We start from the raw sequence: 20,081 nt of genomic DNA, 5'->3' as shown, positions 1-20,081 counted from the left end.
AATATCTACCTCCTAACCTCTCTATAAGATCTTATTGAAGGCTTCTTTCACAAAACTTTCTTGAAAAGGTTTTACAACAAAGTTTGTAGCGCCAGCTAAAAAGGCCTTTTTCACTTGACTTTCTTGCCCTAATGAAGATATTACAATTATATTTACATTATTATCTATCTTCTTTAATTCCTTAATAGCATCTATACCATTCAAACTTGGCATCGTTATGTCCATTGATACTATGTCAGGATTATACTCTTCATATTTCTCAATAGCATCCAAACCATCTACAGCTTCTACTACAACTTCAAATCCCTCTGCTATCAATATCCTTTTTAAACTTAACCTCAAAAAACTCGAATCATCAACAATCATTACTCTTTTCATATTTGCACCTCAATTTGAAATGTTTCATTATAAGTATCGGCTTATTTCACTCTATATTAACATGCTAATGGGTAGGTCTATCCTGTTTTCCGGTTTGTAAACGTTTTCTGTTACGCGAGAGCATTTACTTTTTCCGCGAAAAGCTCATATTTGTACATTTAATTAATCAACGTTTTAATAATCATTATAATTAAATTAAAACTTCTATACAAAGTCAATGTAAGTTCACTTGCTTTTCATATCAATATACAGCTTAAATTTTATTTATTTTTAGTAAAATATCTTTCATATAGCTTTTAGATATATAAAACGAACTTCCGCTCTTTGTAGTTGCAATATACTTACTTTTATCTATTTCAGCAATTTGATTTAAATTAGCTATATAAGATCTATGACACCTAACAAATGTATTTTTATCCAATTGTTTTTCTAAATCCTTAAGTACACCATAGGCTTCAATTTCTTTCATTACAGTTTTTATTCTTATCTTATGGTTTGAATCTATTGTTTCTATATACTCTATATTTCTTTGATCAATCGTTATCAGCTTGCTTCCCACTTTAACTTTTAATATATTTGTATTTACACTTCTTTTCATATTATGAATTTCATAATCACATTTTAATAAACATTCTTCTAACCTGTTTTTAATTTTATTATTGTCGTCTTTACTTATATAATCTAAAGACCTTACTTTATATTCAAAGGTCATCATCATAAGTTCAATATGACTGGTTAAAAAAATTATATATCCCTCTATATCAAATTCTCTTATTTTTTTTGCTAGAGCAAAACCATTAATGCTACTTTCAAAATTAGTATCTAGTATGTAGATATTATTATCATTAAACTGATAAGCTTTCTTAATTATTTCCTCTGGATTAGCCGTACTAAGTACAATACCTGCTTGTATATTATGCTTTTCAAATAACTCTGTCATTATTTTTTCTGTATCTTTTCTTAATTTTTCATTACTATCACAAATATAAATATTTAACATAATTTCTCCTATAAAAATATGTCATTTTTAAATGTATTTCTAATTATATTTCAGCATCTGTATGTAACCTTATGAAGATTTAATTTATGTTTATTCAAAATAGTCTTGTACTTACAATTATTAATTGCTAATAAATTTATATAAACTAATTAACACTATTTTTTTGAATTTGTACATATTCACATTAATATACTTAAGTTACTTAAATAAGTATGGATAGAATTAAAGGACTTTATTCAAAAATAAAGTCCTTTAATAATCTCTTAAATAAAGTATACAATGCTATCGTTACTATCCTTGTACTTATTAACCAAATCTTCAAGGGTTATTGAATCAAAATAATCATTTATTTTCTTATTTATCATATCCCAAAGATTATCATTTATACACTTATCTAAACTATCTATATCCTTATCATGATTTATATCTACTAAAACCAGACTACCTTCTAAAATCCTTAATATCTCTCCTACAGTTACTTCACTAGGAGACTTAGGTAAAGAATATCCACCTTGCGCACCTTTTCTACCAATTACCAAGCCACTTCTTCTAAGTACACAAAATATTTGTTCAAGATATCCTTCTGATATATTTTGTCTCTCTGAAATACTCTTAATAGTAACAGTTTCTTCTCCTGAGTTAATAGCTAAATCTATTAATGCCTTTAATCCATATCTTCCTTTAGTTGAAACTTTCACAAAATCACCCATCCTACATTCTTATGTTTTTATTCTATTTATAGTTGTACTACTTCGTAATAAATTTATATTTTTAAATTCTCTCACCAAAATCCGTGCGAGTTTTAAAAATTGTTTTCGGTTCGAACTAGTACATCTTTAGATGTAACACTTCGTAATAAAACTCATATATTAATATCATTTTTAATATAAAAGCTTGAAATATTAAGAAAGCATAAAAACTATATATATGCCAACTGTATATATTCTATCTATATTATACAAAATTTAAAATAATATAATCAACTATAGATGTACAACTTCCTAATTAAATTTATTCTTTTTAAATTCTATCACCAAAATCAGTGAGAGTTTTAAAAATAGTTTTCGAATCGACATGGCACATCTTTATCTCCTATCTTACTATAAACAATTCCGCCATATCTCTATTAATTTTTTCTGGAATAACATAATTATTATTTCTGAAATACAATTGCGGAATAGCTTCTCTATAATAGCTAAGTAAAACTATGAGAAAAGTTTTCATACTTATCTGAATATTATAATTCAAGCTTTGAGTTATTGCATTCCCATTTGAACTATATACTGATAATATCCCTATAAATCTATTTTTGTCCTGTTCACTTGTGTTAAATAGACTATTATTTATAGGATCATTAGTAACTATATTATTACTAAAACTTAATAACTCACCATCATTTTCTTTAAGGTGTACTGCTAAACCAATGATAAAACTCCTTAGGCTTATTTGTATATTTGAATTAGCAAAAGGTACTATTGAGTTTCCATTAGAAATATAACTACTTAAAAAAGCAAAGACTCTATTATCATTATAATAAACATTACCACTTTTACAATTTATATTATTATATGTTCTCCACTCATTTACATTATTTCCTAAGTTATTGTTCTCTCCATACTCACTGTTATTGTATTTAAGCTCATAATTATTAGCAGAATCTTTTTTACAATTATCTCTTTTCAATAAGCTCACCCAATTAAATTGATTATAATAATATCTTATAATTATAAACTAAATTTGTTATTGTAAATAATAATAAAGCGTAAAAATAAGTTTTTAAAATAGATGATTCCTAACAACTAAATATGGTCATTAGGAATCATCTAAATATTCTATAACACTTTTGTTGGCAAAGTCATTATAAATTCGCTACCTTCGTTTAATTTACTTCTAACTTCTATCGTTCCGTTATGCAAATCAACCAAATTTTTCACTAAAGTCAGACCAATTCCACTACCAATTTTATTAGTCATAGTACTATTATCCACTTGACTAAATCTTTGGAATATGATGCCTTGATTTTCCTCCGATATACCAATACCTGTATCTTTTACAGTTATTCTTACATACTCACCTAAATCATTTATTAAAACTGTTATTCTTCCACCTTTATTAGTGAATTTAACAGCATTAGAAAGAAGATTTATCACACATCTTTCAATTTCAGTAGGAGCACATTCAATATTTTTTTCCTCAATATCCGGATCAATTATAAGTTCCAATCCGTTGTTTTCAATATAATCTTTCATCGAAAGAGCTGTTTCTTCAACTACATTAACTATGTCAGTTTCAATAAATTTAAGCTTATACTGCCCTGCTTCTATCTTTGATGAATCTATTAAATCATTAATAACCTTTAATAATCTATTAGAATTTCTATCCACAATATCCATATAGCTTTTGAGCTTAGGTTTACTTATCCTATTTTCTTCCTCATCATAGTTATTTACCAATTGTACTGCTGAAAGAATAACATTTAACGGAGTCCTTAATTCATGAGATAAATTAACGAAATAATTATTCTTAAATTTTTCATTGTCTATTAATTTAGCATACAATTGTTCATTTTCTTCAAGTTTGCTTTTTAGTTCTGAAGTTCTTTGTTTCACCAAGTTCTCTAGTATATTTACATAGTTCCATATGAAATATGCAATAGCTACAAATATAAGAACATATACCAAATAAGCATAAATTGATTTCCATGGTGGTTTAGTTATTATAATTTTTATACTGGTCGGCTTACTCCAAACTCCACTACTATTTTTCCCTTTCACTTTAAATACATATGTACCGCTATTTATATTAGTATATGATGCTATGTTTCTATTAGCTGAATAAACCCAATCCTTATCTACACCTTCTAACATATAAGCATACTCATTCTTATTTGTATTCTTGTAGTCAGTAACAAAGAAATTAAAATTAAAATAGTTTTCATTATACTTAAGTTGCATTTCATTCTGAATATTAATGTCCTTGTTGAAAACTTTAAGCTTCTGTATAGAAACTGTTGGCACATATCCAGTTTGAATAATTTCCGAAGGATAAAAACTATTTAATCCATTAATACCTCCAAAAAACATCTCGCCAGAGTAAGTTTTATAAAAAGAATATTCATTAAACTCATGACCTTGAAGTCCATCCGATTCATCATAATTTACAAAGGTATTTTTATTTACATCAAACTTTGATAGCCCTCCATTAGTGCTTACCCATGGGTTATTATATTCATCTATCAAAACACCATACAAATAATTATTAACAAGTCCATCTTTTTCAGTGTATCTCTCAAACTGTTCTTTTTCCTTATTTAGTCTATTTAATCCATGATTTGTTGCAATCCATATGTTACCTAAACTATCCTCTGCTATAGACTTAACACTATTTGAAGTAAGTGAATTCGTGTCATTGCTGTCATTTCTATATATTTTTATCTTATTTGATTTTCTATCAAATCTTATAAGTCCACCATCCAGGCCGCATCCAACCCACATTATACCATCTTGGTCTTCGTATATATACGATATAAAGCCATCAGTCACACCATTCTGCTTGAATAGATCTTTATAATGAGTAAACTTACCACTACTTATATCTAATGAATCTAAACCATCTCTTGTACAAATCCAAAGAACTCCACTCTTATCCTCATATGTGAATTTAACATTCTTATTTGTAATAGAAGTTGTTTCTGTTTCATCTTTCTTAGAGCTAGTAGTATACAATTTAAACTCTTTAGTATTCCTATTAAAATCATATAATCCATTATCAGTAGATAACCAAATATGTCCCTCTGAGTCCCCAGTTAAACTTACTATTCTAGAATTAGATCCATTTTTATAGTATTTAACCTCTCCAGTAGACCTATCAACCCTATTTAGAGTTCCAGAATTTGTTCCAACCCAAAGTATACCTTCGTTATCTTCATATGCACCGCTTATCATATCATCACTAAGTCCGTTTTTTTCAGCAGGATTCATAGAATAATTTTTAAAATTTACATAAGGCTGAAAGGTACTAATCCCTTTATTGGTTCCCACCCAAATAAGCCCTGATTTATCTTGATAGATGCTTACTACATCATCATTTACGAGGCTTTTTGAATCATAGTACTTATTTTTATAATTAATAAATTTATTTGTAACACTATCGTATTTACTCAAGCCATTATTTGTTCCTATCCATAAGTTTCCTAAGGAATCCTTATATAAGGCTTGGATGTTATTTGATGGAATTGAATTCTTATCATCACTTTTATTTCTAAACTCTACGTAAGTGTTCTTATATTTATTATATTTTCTGAGCCCACTATCATATGTACCTACCCAAATGTTTCCACTACTATCTTCAGATATTTTTGTTATATAATTGTTATCATTACTTCCATCAGTATTTTCACTACTAAAATACCTTGTAAATTGCTTTTTAGAAGGATCATAACTATTAAGACCATTTTTAGTTCCTATCCATATCAAGCCATCTAAGTCTTGAAACAAACATGTTATAAAATTACTACTTAGACTATTATTATCCTTTGGATTATTATTGTACCTATAAAAGCTATCTGTATTTTTATTATATATATCTAAGCCTGCTGTAGTTCCAGCCCATATATTGCCATCTCTATCCTTTAAAAGCGCCCATACATTGCTACTTGATAAGGTATTCATATTCCTTTCATCACTTGTGTACCTTGTTATTTTTTCTGTACTAGGATCAAGTTTGTTTAACCCCTTGCTAGTAGCTAACCATATGAATCCATTATTATCTTCAACAATATCATCTACGTTATTTGAAGTAAGACTATTCTTGTTGTCTAATTCATATTTATAGGTCTTATATTGATGCCCATCATATCTATTTGCACCATCTGAAGTTCCTATCCACATATATCCTTTTGAATCTTGAATAATAATTTGAGCAGATGTTTGAGATAATCCATTTTCAGTTTCAACTCTTTTGAATTTTGTATCGCTTTCAATTGCGCTAGCTTTAGTAATGTCCATTGATACACATAATATAAACACAATAATGAAGTTTATTAATTTTTTTATAATGCCCTTACTAATATAGACCCCTCCTACAAATGCTGTAAGATTATCTTCTGCATCTTTTATCATATTTCAACATAAATATACATTTATTTTACCTTATTAGTTACTTAAACTTCAAGTGCTATTATTTTTTTGTTATAAATAAAGTACTATTAAACGCTTTATAATACCTGTTACTTTAATAAACCTATTCAACGTACAAACAGTTGTATTTCAAATATATTCAACTTTTAACTTAACAAATAATCATAAAAACTGTAAAGAAGAAGGTGTTTATATCAACATAAACACCTTCCTCTTTATCAATGCTAAATATATCTTTTCAATTCCCCACTATTCTTAAAGGAATTATCTATTATCCCTCCACCTAGGCATTTATCTCCATCATAAAAAACAACAACTTGACCTGGAGTTATAGCCTTCTGTGGTTCGTTAAATTCTATTACACAGCAATCATTTTCTTTTATATAAACTGTTACATCTTGATCCTTTTGTCTATACCTAAATTTAGCTGTACACTTAAAACTACCTATTTTAGTTTTACCACTTATCCAATTAACATCAGTAGCCATAAGCCCGTATGAATATAGCTTAGGATTTTTTTCTCCTTGTACTACATATAAAATATTGTTTAGTAGATCCTTTTCAGCCACAAACCAAGGATCTCCTTCTCCCCCTATTCCTAAGCCTTTTCTTTGACCTAAGGTATAGTGCATTAACCCAAAATGCTCTCCTTTTATCTCTCCATCAAAAGTCATAATCTTTCCACCCTTAGCAGGAAGATAATTATCTAAAAATTTATCAAAATCACGCTCTCCTATGAAGCATACTCCAGTGCTATCTTTTTTATCTGCAGTAGCGAGTCCGTTTTCCTTAGCTATTTTTCTTACTTCTGATTTATTAAGGTGCCCTATAGGGAACATACTTTTAGACAATTGATATTGATTAAGTTCACAAAGAAAATATGTTTGATCTTTATTAGAATCATTTCCTCTAAGCAATCTATATTCTCCGTCTTTAAAATCAACCTGAGCATAATGTCCCATTGCAATATAGTCCGCTCCTACCTTCATAGCAAATTCAAGAAAAGCTTTAAACTTTATCTCCTTATTACACATTACATCAGGATTAGGTGTTCTTCCTTTTTTATATTCAGACAAGAAATATTGAAACACTTTATTCCAATACTCTCTTACAAAATTAACTGTATAGTAAGGTATTTCAAGCTTCTGACACACCCTCCTAACATCATCATAATCATCTACCGCAGTACATACACCGCTTTCATCTTCCTCATCCCAGTTTTTCATGAAAACCCCGATAACCTCATAGCCTTGCTTTTTAAGTAGCAACGCTGCAACAGAAGAATCTACTCCACCTGACATACCAACAACCACTCGTGTATCCTTTGGATCCTTTGTCATCTTCGTATATCTACCTTTCCCTATATATTGATATACCACTTCATAATGGAATTTATATATTTAAAACTTCTTATCAAGACCCAAAGAGTTTTCTTATAATTTTCCCATTGAACCGATACATCTTTAGTTTTGTTAAGTATTATAATACATAATAATCTTGTTTTCAATGTACTGTTTTATAGGTGCACCACTTTGAACCGAAATCTATTTTTAAAACTCTCACGGGTTTTGGAGAGAGAATTTAAAAACAATAATTTTATTACAAAGTGGTACATCCATATCCAGGTATTTAACTACAAACTTCATCAAAGCATAGAAGGTGGAGGTGCTTCTTTTTTACTATTTATAAGCTTTTTAATATACCATTGAAATTAATTGGTTATCCAGGAGACGCTCTATGAGCGAGCTATTAGAATTAAATGATTTTTTCAGATGGAATGGCGTTAATAAACTGTACTGTTCGAACGTAGTGAGTTTACAGTTTTAGCCATGTGCATAGAAGAAAATTATATTAATTCTTCACGGCTATTATAAAAGCATCAAAACTATAATAATTTCTTTTCCCTATTATAAGTTTTTTAATACTCCTTAAAATTAAAGTATTTCTACTGGAGATGCTATATGAGCAAGTAACTAGAATTAAATAATTTTCTGAGATGAAATAGCGTTAAAAAACTGTATTGTCCGAACGAAGTGAGTTATACAGTTTTAGCTATGTAATCGAAGAAAATTATATTAATTCTATACGTAGCTCATTAAAGCATAGGAAGTAGAGACACTTTAATTTCAGTGCATATGAAAAAACCAGCATTTCTGCTGGTTTGTTTACTTCTTAAATAAAGTAAAACTATTAGTTTATAAACGATTACTTTTTCTTTGGGTTTTTCTTAGTGTCTTGCTTCTTACCGTTATTTTTTGTTGAACCACTCTTGCTCTTTCCCTTATCAGGCATAATATCTCCCCCTGGCACACAAATATTATTAATTCAAGTTGTTTATCTATATGTTTCAGGGAATAGAATTATTACTTCGATGTTAGAGTTTTATCTTTTACACTTACTTTCTATTCCTTCATAGAGATATCTAATATATTCTGTATCTACATTACTCGCCTCTAACTTTTCTATTCTATTTTTAGCTTTATCAAGACTTTCTCTTGCCTCTTCCCAATCTTTATCCTTTATACATGAGCTTGCATATTGCAGAAGATAGTCTATTTTTAAAACCAGTTCAGCAAGTTCCTCATCTCCACCATTAACCAAATCAACTAGGATTGAGTATATCTTTGGAGATGCTTTTGTTTTTGCAGTATTCAAAAAGTCATTGTTTCTAGCATTTACTTTTGCCATTTCTATCACCTCTTTAGTTATATTTTAGGTTTATTCTAAATACAATTACAATACTTCGTAATCAATTTTATATTTTTGATTTTAAAGTTATCTATTCTTAAAATAGACGATTTCATTAAAAAAAATATAATATTTAATACTAAAGTGGTATACCTTAAGATATACCACTTTAGTATTAAAAGTTATTTCCTATTAACCCACTATAAAACACGCTACAGCAACTATTAAGTAAACACTCATCAACTGCAGTCCTTCAAGCCAGTTAGACTCCCCATCATATGCAACCTTATTTGCAATAATAACAGCTAATACTAGCGAAATCAATTCGTATTTATTAAATATTAAAGCCATAGGTGTAAAAACTAAGCTCAATAGAACTAAAACTGGTGCAACAAAAAGGATTATTTGTAGACTTGATCCTATAGCTATCTCTACTGATATATCCATCTTGTTCTTTAGTGCAGTAACTATAGCAGTTGAATGCTCTGCAGCATTTCCTATTATAGGAAGTATTATTAGTCCAACAAATAAGTTACTTAAATGTAGTTGTTCTGTCATAGGTTCTATACTTGATACGAGAAACTCACTCTCAAAAGCAACAAATATAGTTGCAACTACCAATACTATTATACTTTTCTTCTTACTCCATTTTCCTGTAAGAGCTTCATGCTCAGTTCCGAATATATCTTTATGCGTAAAAAACGAAAAATATAAACTACTTATATATATAAGTAACATTATAATAGCTATTAAAACACTCAAATTCTCGTATTTCATAGGATTAACATCATCTACAGTAATATTATTAGTAAAGGCTGCAGGTATTATTACCCCTATTATCGCGAAGGTAAGCATGCTCAAAGAAAAATTGATGCTGTTTTTAGAGAACTTCTGCACTTTAAACTTAGTTCCTCCAATAAACATACTTGCACCAAGCACTAATAAAATATTTCCTATTATTGATCCTGCAATAGATGCTTTAACTACTTCAAGCAGCCCTGCCTTAAGTGAAAATATAGCAAGTATTAATTCAGTAGCATTTCCAAAAGTAGCATTTAGAAATCCTCCAAGTCTTGATCCAAGATATACTGACAACTCTTCCGTCGCTTCTCCCATAAGTCCAGCAAGCGGTATTATCGCTAAGGCTGTAAATATAAATGTTAATATAGGGCTTAGATGGAACACTTCTTTAGATAAAAAAGAAATTGGTATAAAAATAAGCATATAATATAATTTATTCATAAATCCCCCTTAAAAATAGTATGATACCAAATTATTTTATATTTATATTCAACAATTTACCAAAATACCTTACTAATTGCAACAAAAATTGTAATTATATAATTCCACATTGGTGCATGAATTAAACAAATATTATATATTTGTTTAAAAATTACTTTATAAAGCAATACTATAAAGATGAACTACTTCGCACTTAAATCAATATTTTTAAATCGAAGTAATTCATCTTTATATAAGTTTTAGATACAGAAAGGAAATTTATTATGAGTATGGATAGTAACTTAAAGTGCCAAAAGTGCTCTAGCAATAATTTAGAGATTAAACGTGAAGCTACATATGTTTATACATACGATATAAGCAGTTCAAGTTCTGATAGATCCATTAGAAGGGCAGAAGAAACACCTTTTATGTTTGATGACAGAAAAAAAATTAAAGAAAAAGATTTTCTACATTGTAAGAATTGTGGAACAATATACGAATTTTCTGTAGATGATATCAGTAATAATGTAGAATTTACTATAGTACAAAAGGCCATTCGATCAGATTATCAAGAAACTCCTGAATTTTTAGGATAATTTTTCTGTTTTAGAAAATAGGTAGAGTGAATAATACATTTACCTACCTATTTATACTAAGGTATAATTTAACTAAGACAATTTATTATAAAGTTTTTAATAATCTCATAATTTATATTGGGATAACATTTGGAGGTTAATTGTATGAACACAAACAATGATAAATCCATAGTTTACGTAGGAACATATACCTACGGTGACAGTAAAGGGATATATTCATTTGAATTCGATCACAAAAACCATAAAGTAGACAATCTACAGCCAGTTGCTACACTTGCACATCCTACATACGTAATTACTTGCAAAGAAAAAAGCTTATTATACGCTGTATTAAAACAACAAGATTTTGGAGGAGTTAGCGCTTTCAAGATTAACACTGATAACACTCTTACTGAATTAAATACTGCTTTAGATGAAGGAAAATCCCCTTGTCATCTTTCCTTTGATAACGATTATAAATATGTCTTTGCTGGCAATTATCATGAAGCTACTATAACAGTGCTTCCAATAAAAGAAGACGGCACTCTCTCATCCCCTACATCAGTTATCAGACATACAGGAGATGGTTCTGGGATAGTTGCTGATCGCCAAGAAAAACCTCATGTTCATTATTGCTATCTTACACCTAGTGAAGAACATCTAGCAGTGGTTGACCTTGGAAGAGACTCTATAACCTTTTATCCTTTTGATAAAAACATCGGTGTATTGGACGAGCATAATAAAAAGGTTATACAATCGGAACCTGGTTCTGGTCCACGTCACCTAATATTCCATAAGGAATTGAAATTCTTCTATGTTATAAATGAGCTTAATGCTAACGTCGATGTATACAATTATCAAGACCATGAGTTGACTATAAAAAAATTACAAACAATTAATTCTCTTCCAAAAGATTACGAAGGCCATAATCTCGGTGCAGCAATAAGAATCTCTCCTAATGGAAAGTTCTTATATACTTCCAATAGAGGTAGTGACACCATCTCAATTTTTGCAATTGATGGCAGCTCAGGATTACTTACTTTTGTTGATTATATATCAACCTTTGGTGAAGGTCCAAGAGATTTTTCCTTTGATCCAAGTGGAAATTTCTTAATTGCAGCAAACCAAAACACAAATTCAATAATCATATATAAAGCAAATTCTGATACTGGTCTATTAGAAAAGCTTGAATGTGATTTAGATGTACCTAATCCTGTTTGTATCTCGATAATAAACAACTAAGCTTTAGATATTCAAGGGTTCCAACTTAAACTATTAATTTATACCTACTGAAAAACGCTAGCACCTATAAGCCAGCGTTTTTCAGTAGGTATAATTTGAGTTTTAGTAACGGAACATTTTTTTATTGATGTAACATTAAATTATGGTAAATCAATATAGTTATTATTCAATAAAAACTTCACAACCTCATACAGTGCATCGCAATAAGTTTCTTGCAATCCAGATTCAACTTCAATTACTTCTCCATTGTTATCTTTCAAGTTTATAACAACTTCATACTGCTGATTATTTATTTTAGGTGCTGGAAACTGCCTAGTGTAATCTTGTATAATTTCAATAAGCTCTCCTACTTTCACATCATATCCATACTTTAGAAGCAACTCATCCTCATGCTTAGAATCTCTTTTGTATTCATCCCTTAAGTATTCTCTTGTAAGTCCTGTGACTAAAGAAAGAAGCCTTATCCTGTCATCATAATTAATTTCTTTCAACTGTCTTCCTAATAAATGTTGTTTCATATTAAAAGCACCACCTTAAATTTATATTATTATTCTTAATCATAGACAATAAAATATATGCTTAAGGACCTACACAAATACTGTAGTAATCATTTTTAAAATCTTTCACTATTATAGATAAATAATATTTATATTTATCGGTAAATATAAAACATAGAGATTTTTGGACTTTTGGTATTTAAAAGTAATAAATTGATTGAAGACAATAGGTACTTTTATAAAATCATATTAGTATGTGAAAATCACAGAAAAATCAGAGGTGTTATATATGGATAATTTCAATGTACAAAGAGAGGAATTAGAAAAAATCTATGGAAAAATTAGTCCATTTGAATTTAAAAATAGACTTATCAGTTTAGCAAGTGGACAAAAGGAGAAAAGCGCTCATACACTTTTAGATGCAGGAAGAGGTAATCCAAACTGGACTGCGGCTACTCCTAGAGAAGCATTTTTCACCTTCGGATTATTTGCTGTTCAGGAAACTAGAAAAACTTGGTGCGAAGGCGATCTAGCAGGGATGCCTAGGCGACAAGGCATTGCAGATCGCTTTTATAATTATGTTAAATCTAATTCCTCCGCACCTGGAATAGATTTATTAAAACGAATTATAGATTATGGCATAGTTGAAAAAGGATTTGACCCAGATACTTGGGTTCAAGAACTTACTGATGGAATAATAGGTGATAACTATCCTTCACCAGATAGAATGCTAGTTCATATAGAACAAATTGTTAATTCATATTTAGTACAAGAAATGTGTTATAATAAGCCACCAGAAGGCAGCTTTAATATCTTTGCTGTAGAAGGCGCAACAGCTGCTATGTGTTATATATTTGATTCACTTATAGCAAATGAACTATTAACAAGAGGTGATAGAATTGCTTTAATGACCCCAATTTTCACCCCATATCTAGAGATTCCTCTTTTACCTAGGTATAATCTTGAGGTTATTAAAATAAGAGCGACAGAACTTACTGAAGATGGCACACATACATGGCAATATCCTAAAGATGAATTAGAAAAACTTAAAGATAAATCTATAAAAGCTTTGTTTGTAGTTAACCCAAGTAACCCACCTTCGGTAGCAATGAAAAATGAGTCAGTTAAAATCATAATGGATATAGTAAACAATCACAACCCTAACCTTATGATAATATCTGATGATGTATACGGCACTTTTGTTCCTAAATTTCGCTCATTGATGGCTGACTTACCTTATAACACAATTGGTGTTTATTCATTTTCTAAATATTTTGGGGTAACAGGCTGGAGACTAGGAACCATAGCCCTACACGAAAAAAATGTATTTGATAAACTATTAAGGATGCAGCCAGAATTTATCAAAGAAGAACTTAGGCAAAGATACGGCGATTTATCTTCTGATCCAGATAATGTACTTTTCATAGATAGAATAGTTGCTGACAGTAGGCAGGTTGCATTGAATCATACCGCTGGGCTTTCTACTCCTCAGCAGGTTCAAATGGCTTTCTTCTGTGCATTTTCCTTATTAGATGATAAAAATGTATATAAAAAGCAGACAATTGATATATGCCATAGGCGTCAAAAACTACTTTTTGATGGTTTAGGCCTTGATCTTCGAAAAGACCCTTATGATGCTGCTTATTACACAGAGTTTGATTTATTAGAATGGGCTTGCCACTATTATGGAGATGACTTTGCTGAATATCTTCAAAAAAATCATAAACCAATAGATATTTTATTCCGTTTAGCTGAAGAATCTTCTATAGTACTTTTAAGCGGAAGTGGCTTTCATGGTCCAGAGTGGTCCATTAGAATATCACTTGCCAATCTAAATGATGAGTCTTATTCACGGATAGGCGAAGTACTTCACAAGGTTTTAGATGAGTACGTACATTCATGGCAAGTTTCATTTTCACATGTATAACCATTAACTTTACGTCATATTAACCTTTATACATAACTTACAACTATAAGGTACAGTAAGAACATATCATTATATATTTTGTCATATCGATTTAACTATTAGCTATAAAATAAATTAACCTATTGATGCTTAAGGTGTAGTTTCTTATCATCAATAGGTTAATTCTATACCGCTTCCTGTCCTTAAATATATTGATATATCCCCTTATATCTAAAGAATGAATTAAAAACAAACTCTTCAAAAAGCAGTACATTTATATAAGATTAATATCTTAGGAGGCAAAATTATTTATATATACTTAATATAGTTTTTGAAATTAAGTTATTACTACGGAGATGCTATATGATCAAGCAATTAGAATTAAATGATTTTCGGAAGTGAAATAGCGTTAATAAACTGTATTGTCCGAACGCAGTGAGTTATACAGTTTTAGCTGTTTCACTGGAGAAAATCATATTAATTCTTTGCGATGATCATTAAAGCATCGGATGTAGTGATGACTTAATTTCATTACATTAATAATAAACTATTTAAGCTATTTAACTATCTTATTTAATGCTTGGTCTAAATCATATATTAGGTCATCTGCATCTTCAATACCTATAGATAATCTTATTAGGTCCGGAGTTACTCCTGCAGAAAATTGTTGTTCTTCATTTAATTGAGCATGTGTTGTACTAGCAGGATGTATTACTAGTGATTTAGCATCAGCCACATTTGCAAGATGTGAGAAGATTTTAAGACTTTCAATAAAGGTCTTTCCTTCTTCGGTTCCACCTTTTATACCAAAAGTAAATATTGATCCAGCTCCCTTAGGAAAGTACTTTTTAGCAAGTTCATTATATTTATTTCCTTCTAACCCTGGATAGCTAACCCAAGAAACTAGAGGATGTTTGCTTAGGAATTCCACTATTTTCTTAGTATTAGATACATGTCTTTCAACTCTCAAGGATAATGTTTCAAGTCCTTGAATGAATAAGAATGAATTAAATGGACTTATTGCAGCTCCAGTATCTCTCAACAATTGAACTCTTGCTTTAGTAACATAAGCAGCTGCACCTACATCTTGTGCAAACCTTATACCATGATAACTTTCATCTGGTTCTGTAAGACCTTTAAATCTTCCACTTGCTACCCAATCAAACTTTCCAGCATCTATTATTACTCCTCCGATTGAAGTTCCATGTCCACCTATAAACTTAGTAGCCGAATGTACTACTATATCAGCTCCAAACTCGATTGGTCTTATTAGATATGGTGTTCCAAAGGTATTATCAACAATTAACGGTATTCCATTTTCATGAGCAACAGCTGCAACTGCTTCTATATCCACAAGGTTTATTCCTGGGTTACCAATACTTTCTATATAAAGCGCTTTCGTCTTATCTGTAATTGCATTTCTGAAGTTTTCTGGATCATCCGGATTTACAAACACTGTCTTTATACCATATCTAGGAAGAGCCGCTCCAAATAAGTTATATGTTCCTCCATATAATGTACTAGCCGCTACTATTTCATCACCTGCTTCAGCAATGTTTATGATAGCATATGTTATAGCAGCGGAGCCTGATGCAACCGCAAGAGCCGCTATTCCACCTTCAAGTGCCGCTATTCTCTTTTCAAAAACATCAGTTGTTGGATTCATTATTCTAGTATATATATTTCCTGATTCTTTTAATCCAAATAGATTGGCACCATGTTCAACACTATTAAATACATATGATGTTGTCTGATATATAGGAACTGCCCTTGATCCTGTTGTTGGGTCTGGTTCTTGACCTGCATGTACTTGTAATGTATCAAATTTTAAACTTCTTTCTTCACTCATCTTAATCTCTCCTCATTTTAAATATTTTATTTTTTATAAACAAAAATACCTTCTTTCTCAAAAATGTATGACGAAAGAAGGTATAATTAACCACAAAACTCTACCATCTCTCATCTTTCTTTAGATAATGATTCTAAAGCAGGATTTGGCACCTTTTCAGATAAATGGATCTGAAGGTTGCCGAGGTTTCGTAGGGCCAGTCCCTCAACCTCTCTTGATAAGAAATAAAAACTATTTAATTTTTATAATTTCCTTTACAGTAAAACAAAAAAACCTCTTTACTGAGAAAGAGGTATGATAAACACACATACTTATCTCTCAGCTAACGCTGTTGGACTTAGCACCATGTATAATGAAATACTGGTTGCTGGGCTTCACAGGGCCTATCCCTCCACCACTCTCGATAAGGTCTTTATTTAGTTTAAGTTGTTTTCTCTTATTATAATTAGTAAAAACTGGGTTGTCAACTATAATTTTATATTTTCTTGTTTAAGCCTTAGAGGAAATTTTTTTCAAGTTTAACCATTGCTGAAAGATATCCTCTATGAACTAGTAATTATATTTATATGCTTTTTTGAACTTAACTAGAATTAAAAATCTGTGTCATTATGCTCTAAGGATACATACTTATATAATACAGAGCCAAATTTAAAAATTTAATTACTGGAGGATATCTTATGAGTGACGTATTTAAGATGAAAGATGAGCTTAAGTTAGACTATGCCGAAGCTTATGTATTACCTCAACCATTTAAAGATCTATATGATATAAAAACTGCTTTTGCTCGTGGCACTATATTCAATGATTTATATAGACCTTATGAAAAAAAGAAACACGGGAGGGAGTATTAATGGAACAAAAGAAATTGCTTTGTATGATTCAACAAGTTGGCTTCTACTTAGTAGAACTTAATCTTTACCTAGATACTCATCCTGATTGTAATGAAGCTTTAGAAAGATTAAATTACCTTTCCGGAAAGCTTAAAGCACTAAGAAAAGAATATTGTTCAAAATATGGTCCTCTAACCAACTTTGGTCTTGAACCAGCTGAGTGCTGGGATCAATGGGTTTCAGAACCATGGCCATGGGAAAGAGCAGCAAATTAAATTAATGGAGGAATAATGAATGTGGTATTATGAAAAAAGATTGGAATATCCAGTAGATATCAAAACACCAGACTTAAGAACAGCAAAGATTATTATGACTCAATTAGGTGGTCCTGATGGTGAACTTAGTGCTTCTATGAGATATTTAAGCCAAAGATATACGATGCCTACAGGGAAAACTAAAGGATTATTAACTGATATCGGAACTGAAGAATTGGCTCATTTAGAAATCGTTTCTTCAATGGTTTATCAGCTTACTAGAAAAGCCACTCCAGAACAAATAAAAGCTGAAGGCTTTGATTCTTACTATGTTGTACATGGCACAGCAGCTTATCCTTCTGATCCAAACGGTATTCCTTGGACTGCTGCATATATACAAGCAACTACTGATCCAATAGCCGACTTACATGAAGATATGGCCGCTGAGCAAAAAGCTAGAGCAGCATATGAAAGATTAATTCAATTAATCGATGATAAGGACGTACTAGACGTATTATATTTCTTAAGAGAAAGGGAAGTAGTACATTTCCAAAGATTTGGCGAAGCATTAGTACAAGTCCAAGAACATTGCCAAAAATAGTTTAAATATCCACTATACCAATGAACATTCATAATGTACGAAGCATTAAAAATATCCTTAAAGCTATTTTTATTTAAAAGATAAAAATTGGAAAGGCTATTAGCGTAATAACTTAGCTAATTTGCCTTTCCAAAAATTTAAGCTTTTATTTTACCAACCAACTCTTATTATTAGACCCTTAGGATCTCCTACTTCAAGGTAAGCTGCTTGTTGATTTACGTCGTCATAACAGAAACCATATGCAAGTCTGTCTATGCTGTGATCGTGCCAGAACTTAGCATAATAATTTGCTGGAGAAGCTTTATAGTATGCACTTGGGTTATTCCAGTTTGCAGTATCTGCTAGTACATGTCTGTTTATTGCAGCACATGTTTGAGGGTTTTGTTGTAATCCATTTGTTCCAAGTAGTATATCTTGTGTTGAATAACTTGAATATCCAGCAAAGTAGTTAGCGTTTGCTCCACCTACTGCAAATGATCCATGGATTGGAGCAACAATTCTATATGGTGCTTGAACTGTAGCTAATGACTTGAATTCATTTGGAACCTCATTTTGATATTTTGTAAATATACCTGATCTAGTTTCTGATTCAAGTTCGCCAACAGTCTTATCGTAGTTACCTGCTTTGTTTACTAGTCTGTGTTGGATTGGGAATCCGAAACCATCAACTCTTGTTGTATTTCCATGATAACCAGTATTATCTACTGTGAATTCAACAAAATCAAAGTAAATGTTTCTATTTGGGTCTGTAGGATTGTCAACATTTGGACCTGCAAAGCCTGTGTCATAAGTCTTGATGTAACATGGTGACCCAACACTCAAGAACATTCTTCCTGATGTTATTTTAGGCATTTGCACCCAGTTTGCTTCACTTACCTTATGATAGATGTTAGCGTAATTAACGCCGTTCTTTGTTAAGTGACCTGACGCATCATTTAATGCATTAGATATTGGTACTAAGTTACCACTTAAATCTAAATAAGACCATTTTCCATTAGCAGGATTAATTCCTATTACTCCCCAGTATATATTACTGTCAGCATATGCTCCATTTGTTCCATTCATAACCTTAACATTAACTGCACCACTTACAGTTGGTGTTGGTATTGAAGAAGCTGCAATTGAGTATATTGAACCACTTGTTGTAGGAGGATTAGTAGTACCTGATCCTACAGTATAGTTAGTCCAACCTGTGTCATAAGCTGCAGTTCCATTGTTATAAGTATATGCATAAGATATAACATTTCCTGAAGCAACTGTGACGTTTTGCTCATATCTTCCTGCTCCGCTATTATAAGTCATTCTAAGGTTTTGTTGAGCACCTGAATTTATCTTATAGTGTACATCCACCCATGTAGTACTTACATTTGATTTAAACCAAATAGTTGCTGTTGTTCCTGATACACTTACACCGCTTGTATAATCTGCGGCCTTAACATTTACACCTGATAAAAACAAGCCCATGAAAAGTAGTATAGTGAATACCGATACTGCTCTATTAATCTTTTTAAACATGTAATTTACCTCCCAATAAAAATAAAAATTGTTTTAGTTCGTAATTTAAAATAGTGCCAATTCTACTATTTCAATTAAAAATAACTCTTAATTAATTACTTTTAAAGCTATTTCCACCTCCTCTAGAGTGCTAAACCATTTATTCAATTTAGACATTTCATTTCACCATATATACCTTTTAAATCTGAATTTTTTTCAAAACCTATCTGTGCATTGGAATGATTCAATACATCTTAGTAGCTATAGGTAAATATTGCTCACATTATTGTAAACATTTATATAGTTAGATAGATTTAGATTTAAAAGTGAAGCATATTGAAATGACATACCTAATGGTTTCTTTTATTATGGATATCATTATGAGAGATTTTACAAGAATGTTTCTAA

17 protein-coding genes and 2 riboswitches are annotated in these 20,081 nt (G+C 30.5%); of the genes, 6 read left to right on the top strand and 11 right to left on the bottom strand.

Features of this window, described 5'->3' with window-relative positions:
- Positions 1-21 precede the first annotated feature (21 nt).
- The 8 genes from JHL18_RS05380 to cax all read right to left on the bottom strand — a co-directional run bounded on the left by JHL18_RS05380 (position 22) and on the right by cax (position 10,446).
- Positions 22-378, bottom strand: a complete 357-nt coding sequence (locus tag JHL18_RS05380; protein WP_200266871.1) for a response regulator — start codon at positions 376-378, stop codon at positions 22-24.
- A gap of 253 nt (positions 379-631) precedes the next feature.
- The gene (locus JHL18_RS05375; protein ID WP_200266869.1) at positions 632-1,378 is read right to left on the bottom strand and encodes a LytR/AlgR family response regulator transcription factor; all 747 of its coding nucleotides are present in this window, start codon (positions 1,376-1,378) and stop codon (positions 632-634) included.
- A 263-nt stretch (positions 1,379-1,641) separates the two neighbouring features.
- Positions 1,642-2,076, bottom strand: coding sequence for an Rrf2 family transcriptional regulator (locus JHL18_RS05370; protein ID WP_200266867.1), 435 nt, complete (start codon positions 2,074-2,076; stop codon positions 1,642-1,644).
- A gap of 394 nt (positions 2,077-2,470) precedes the next feature.
- Positions 2,471-3,061: a hypothetical protein gene (locus JHL18_RS05365; RefSeq protein ID WP_200266865.1), complete on the bottom strand. Its 591-nt coding sequence runs from the start codon at positions 3,059-3,061 to the stop codon at positions 2,471-2,473.
- 149 nt (positions 3,062-3,210) lie between these two features.
- Positions 3,211-6,498: a ligand-binding sensor domain-containing protein gene (locus tag JHL18_RS05360; protein ID WP_200266863.1), complete on the bottom strand. Its 3,288-nt coding sequence runs from the start codon at positions 6,496-6,498 to the stop codon at positions 3,211-3,213.
- 242 nt (positions 6,499-6,740) lie between these two features.
- Positions 6,741-7,856 (bottom strand): tRNA 2-thiouridine(34) synthase MnmA, encoded by a 1,116-nt coding sequence (gene mnmA / locus JHL18_RS05355; protein ID WP_200266861.1) that lies wholly within the window; start codon positions 7,854-7,856, stop codon positions 6,741-6,743.
- A gap of 1,042 nt (positions 7,857-8,898) precedes the next feature.
- On the bottom strand, positions 8,899-9,204 hold the full coding sequence (locus tag JHL18_RS05350) for a hypothetical protein (protein WP_200266859.1): 306 nt from the start codon (positions 9,202-9,204) through the stop codon (positions 8,899-8,901).
- A gap of 192 nt (positions 9,205-9,396) precedes the next feature.
- Positions 9,397-10,446, bottom strand: a complete 1,050-nt coding sequence (gene cax / locus JHL18_RS05345) for a calcium/proton exchanger (protein ID WP_200266857.1) — start codon at positions 10,444-10,446, stop codon at positions 9,397-9,399.
- A gap of 269 nt (positions 10,447-10,715) precedes the next feature.
- On the opposite strand from cax, the gene JHL18_RS05340 reads away from it, so the two are divergent.
- Together JHL18_RS05340 and JHL18_RS05335 are read left to right on the top strand one after the other, a co-directional pair.
- Positions 10,716-11,021, top strand: coding sequence for a hypothetical protein (locus tag JHL18_RS05340; RefSeq protein ID WP_200266855.1), 306 nt, complete (start codon positions 10,716-10,718; stop codon positions 11,019-11,021).
- Between the two features lie 144 nt (positions 11,022-11,165).
- A complete protein-coding gene (locus JHL18_RS05335) occupies positions 11,166-12,242 on the top strand; it encodes a lactonase family protein (RefSeq protein WP_200266853.1) in 1,077 nt (358 codons plus the stop codon).
- A gap of 140 nt (positions 12,243-12,382) precedes the next feature.
- Here JHL18_RS05335 and JHL18_RS05330 read toward each other — a convergent pair whose 3' ends face one another.
- On the bottom strand, positions 12,383-12,760 hold the full coding sequence (locus tag JHL18_RS05330; protein ID WP_200266851.1) for a hypothetical protein: 378 nt from the start codon (positions 12,758-12,760) through the stop codon (positions 12,383-12,385).
- Positions 12,761-13,028: 268 nt separating this feature from the next.
- On the opposite strand from JHL18_RS05330, the gene aspD reads away from it, so the two are divergent.
- Complete coding sequence (gene aspD / locus JHL18_RS05325) at positions 13,029-14,666, top strand: aspartate 4-decarboxylase (protein WP_200266849.1); 1,638 nt, start codon at positions 13,029-13,031, stop codon at positions 14,664-14,666.
- 535 nt (positions 14,667-15,201) lie between these two features.
- Here the strand turns inward: aspD and JHL18_RS05320 are convergent.
- Positions 15,202-16,494: a homocysteine synthase gene (locus tag JHL18_RS05320; RefSeq protein ID WP_200266847.1), complete on the bottom strand. Its 1,293-nt coding sequence runs from the start codon at positions 16,492-16,494 to the stop codon at positions 15,202-15,204.
- Between the two features lie 107 nt (positions 16,495-16,601).
- A riboswitch (SAM riboswitch) is annotated at positions 16,602-16,718 on the bottom strand.
- 84 nt (positions 16,719-16,802) lie between these two features.
- A riboswitch (SAM riboswitch) is annotated at positions 16,803-16,904 on the bottom strand.
- Between the two features lie 267 nt (positions 16,905-17,171).
- On the opposite strand from JHL18_RS05320, the gene JHL18_RS05315 reads away from it, so the two are divergent.
- The 3 genes from JHL18_RS05315 to JHL18_RS05305 are packed head-to-tail and all read left to right on the top strand — an operon-like array spanning position 17,172 to position 18,179.
- Complete coding sequence (locus JHL18_RS05315) at positions 17,172-17,345, top strand: spore coat associated protein CotJA (RefSeq protein WP_243277786.1); 174 nt, start codon at positions 17,172-17,174, stop codon at positions 17,343-17,345.
- Positions 17,345-17,599, top strand: a complete 255-nt coding sequence (locus tag JHL18_RS05310) for a spore coat protein CotJB (RefSeq protein WP_200266845.1) — start codon at positions 17,345-17,347, stop codon at positions 17,597-17,599. Before JHL18_RS05315 ends, JHL18_RS05310 begins: the two co-directional genes overlap by 1 nt.
- A 19-nt stretch (positions 17,600-17,618) precedes the next feature.
- Positions 17,619-18,179 carry a manganese catalase family protein gene (locus JHL18_RS05305; RefSeq protein WP_200266843.1) on the top strand — a complete coding sequence of 187 codons (561 nt, stop codon included), beginning with the start codon at positions 17,619-17,621 and terminating at the stop codon, positions 18,177-18,179.
- A gap of 150 nt (positions 18,180-18,329) precedes the next feature.
- Here the strand turns inward: JHL18_RS05305 and JHL18_RS05300 are convergent, their stop codons facing one another.
- Complete coding sequence (locus JHL18_RS05300; protein WP_200266841.1) at positions 18,330-19,694, bottom strand: glycoside hydrolase family 64 protein; 1,365 nt, start codon at positions 19,692-19,694, stop codon at positions 18,330-18,332.
- Positions 19,695-20,081: the final 387 nt, after the last annotated feature.

Origin of the sequence: Clostridium yunnanense, assembly GCF_016595795.1 — a bacterium.
In the GTDB taxonomy this organism is placed as follows: domain Bacteria; phylum Bacillota; class Clostridia; order Clostridiales; family Clostridiaceae; genus Clostridium_AR; species Clostridium_AR yunnanense.
Note: the sequence above shows the minus strand (reverse complement) of the source record. Positions and strands in the feature narration are given on the sequence as shown.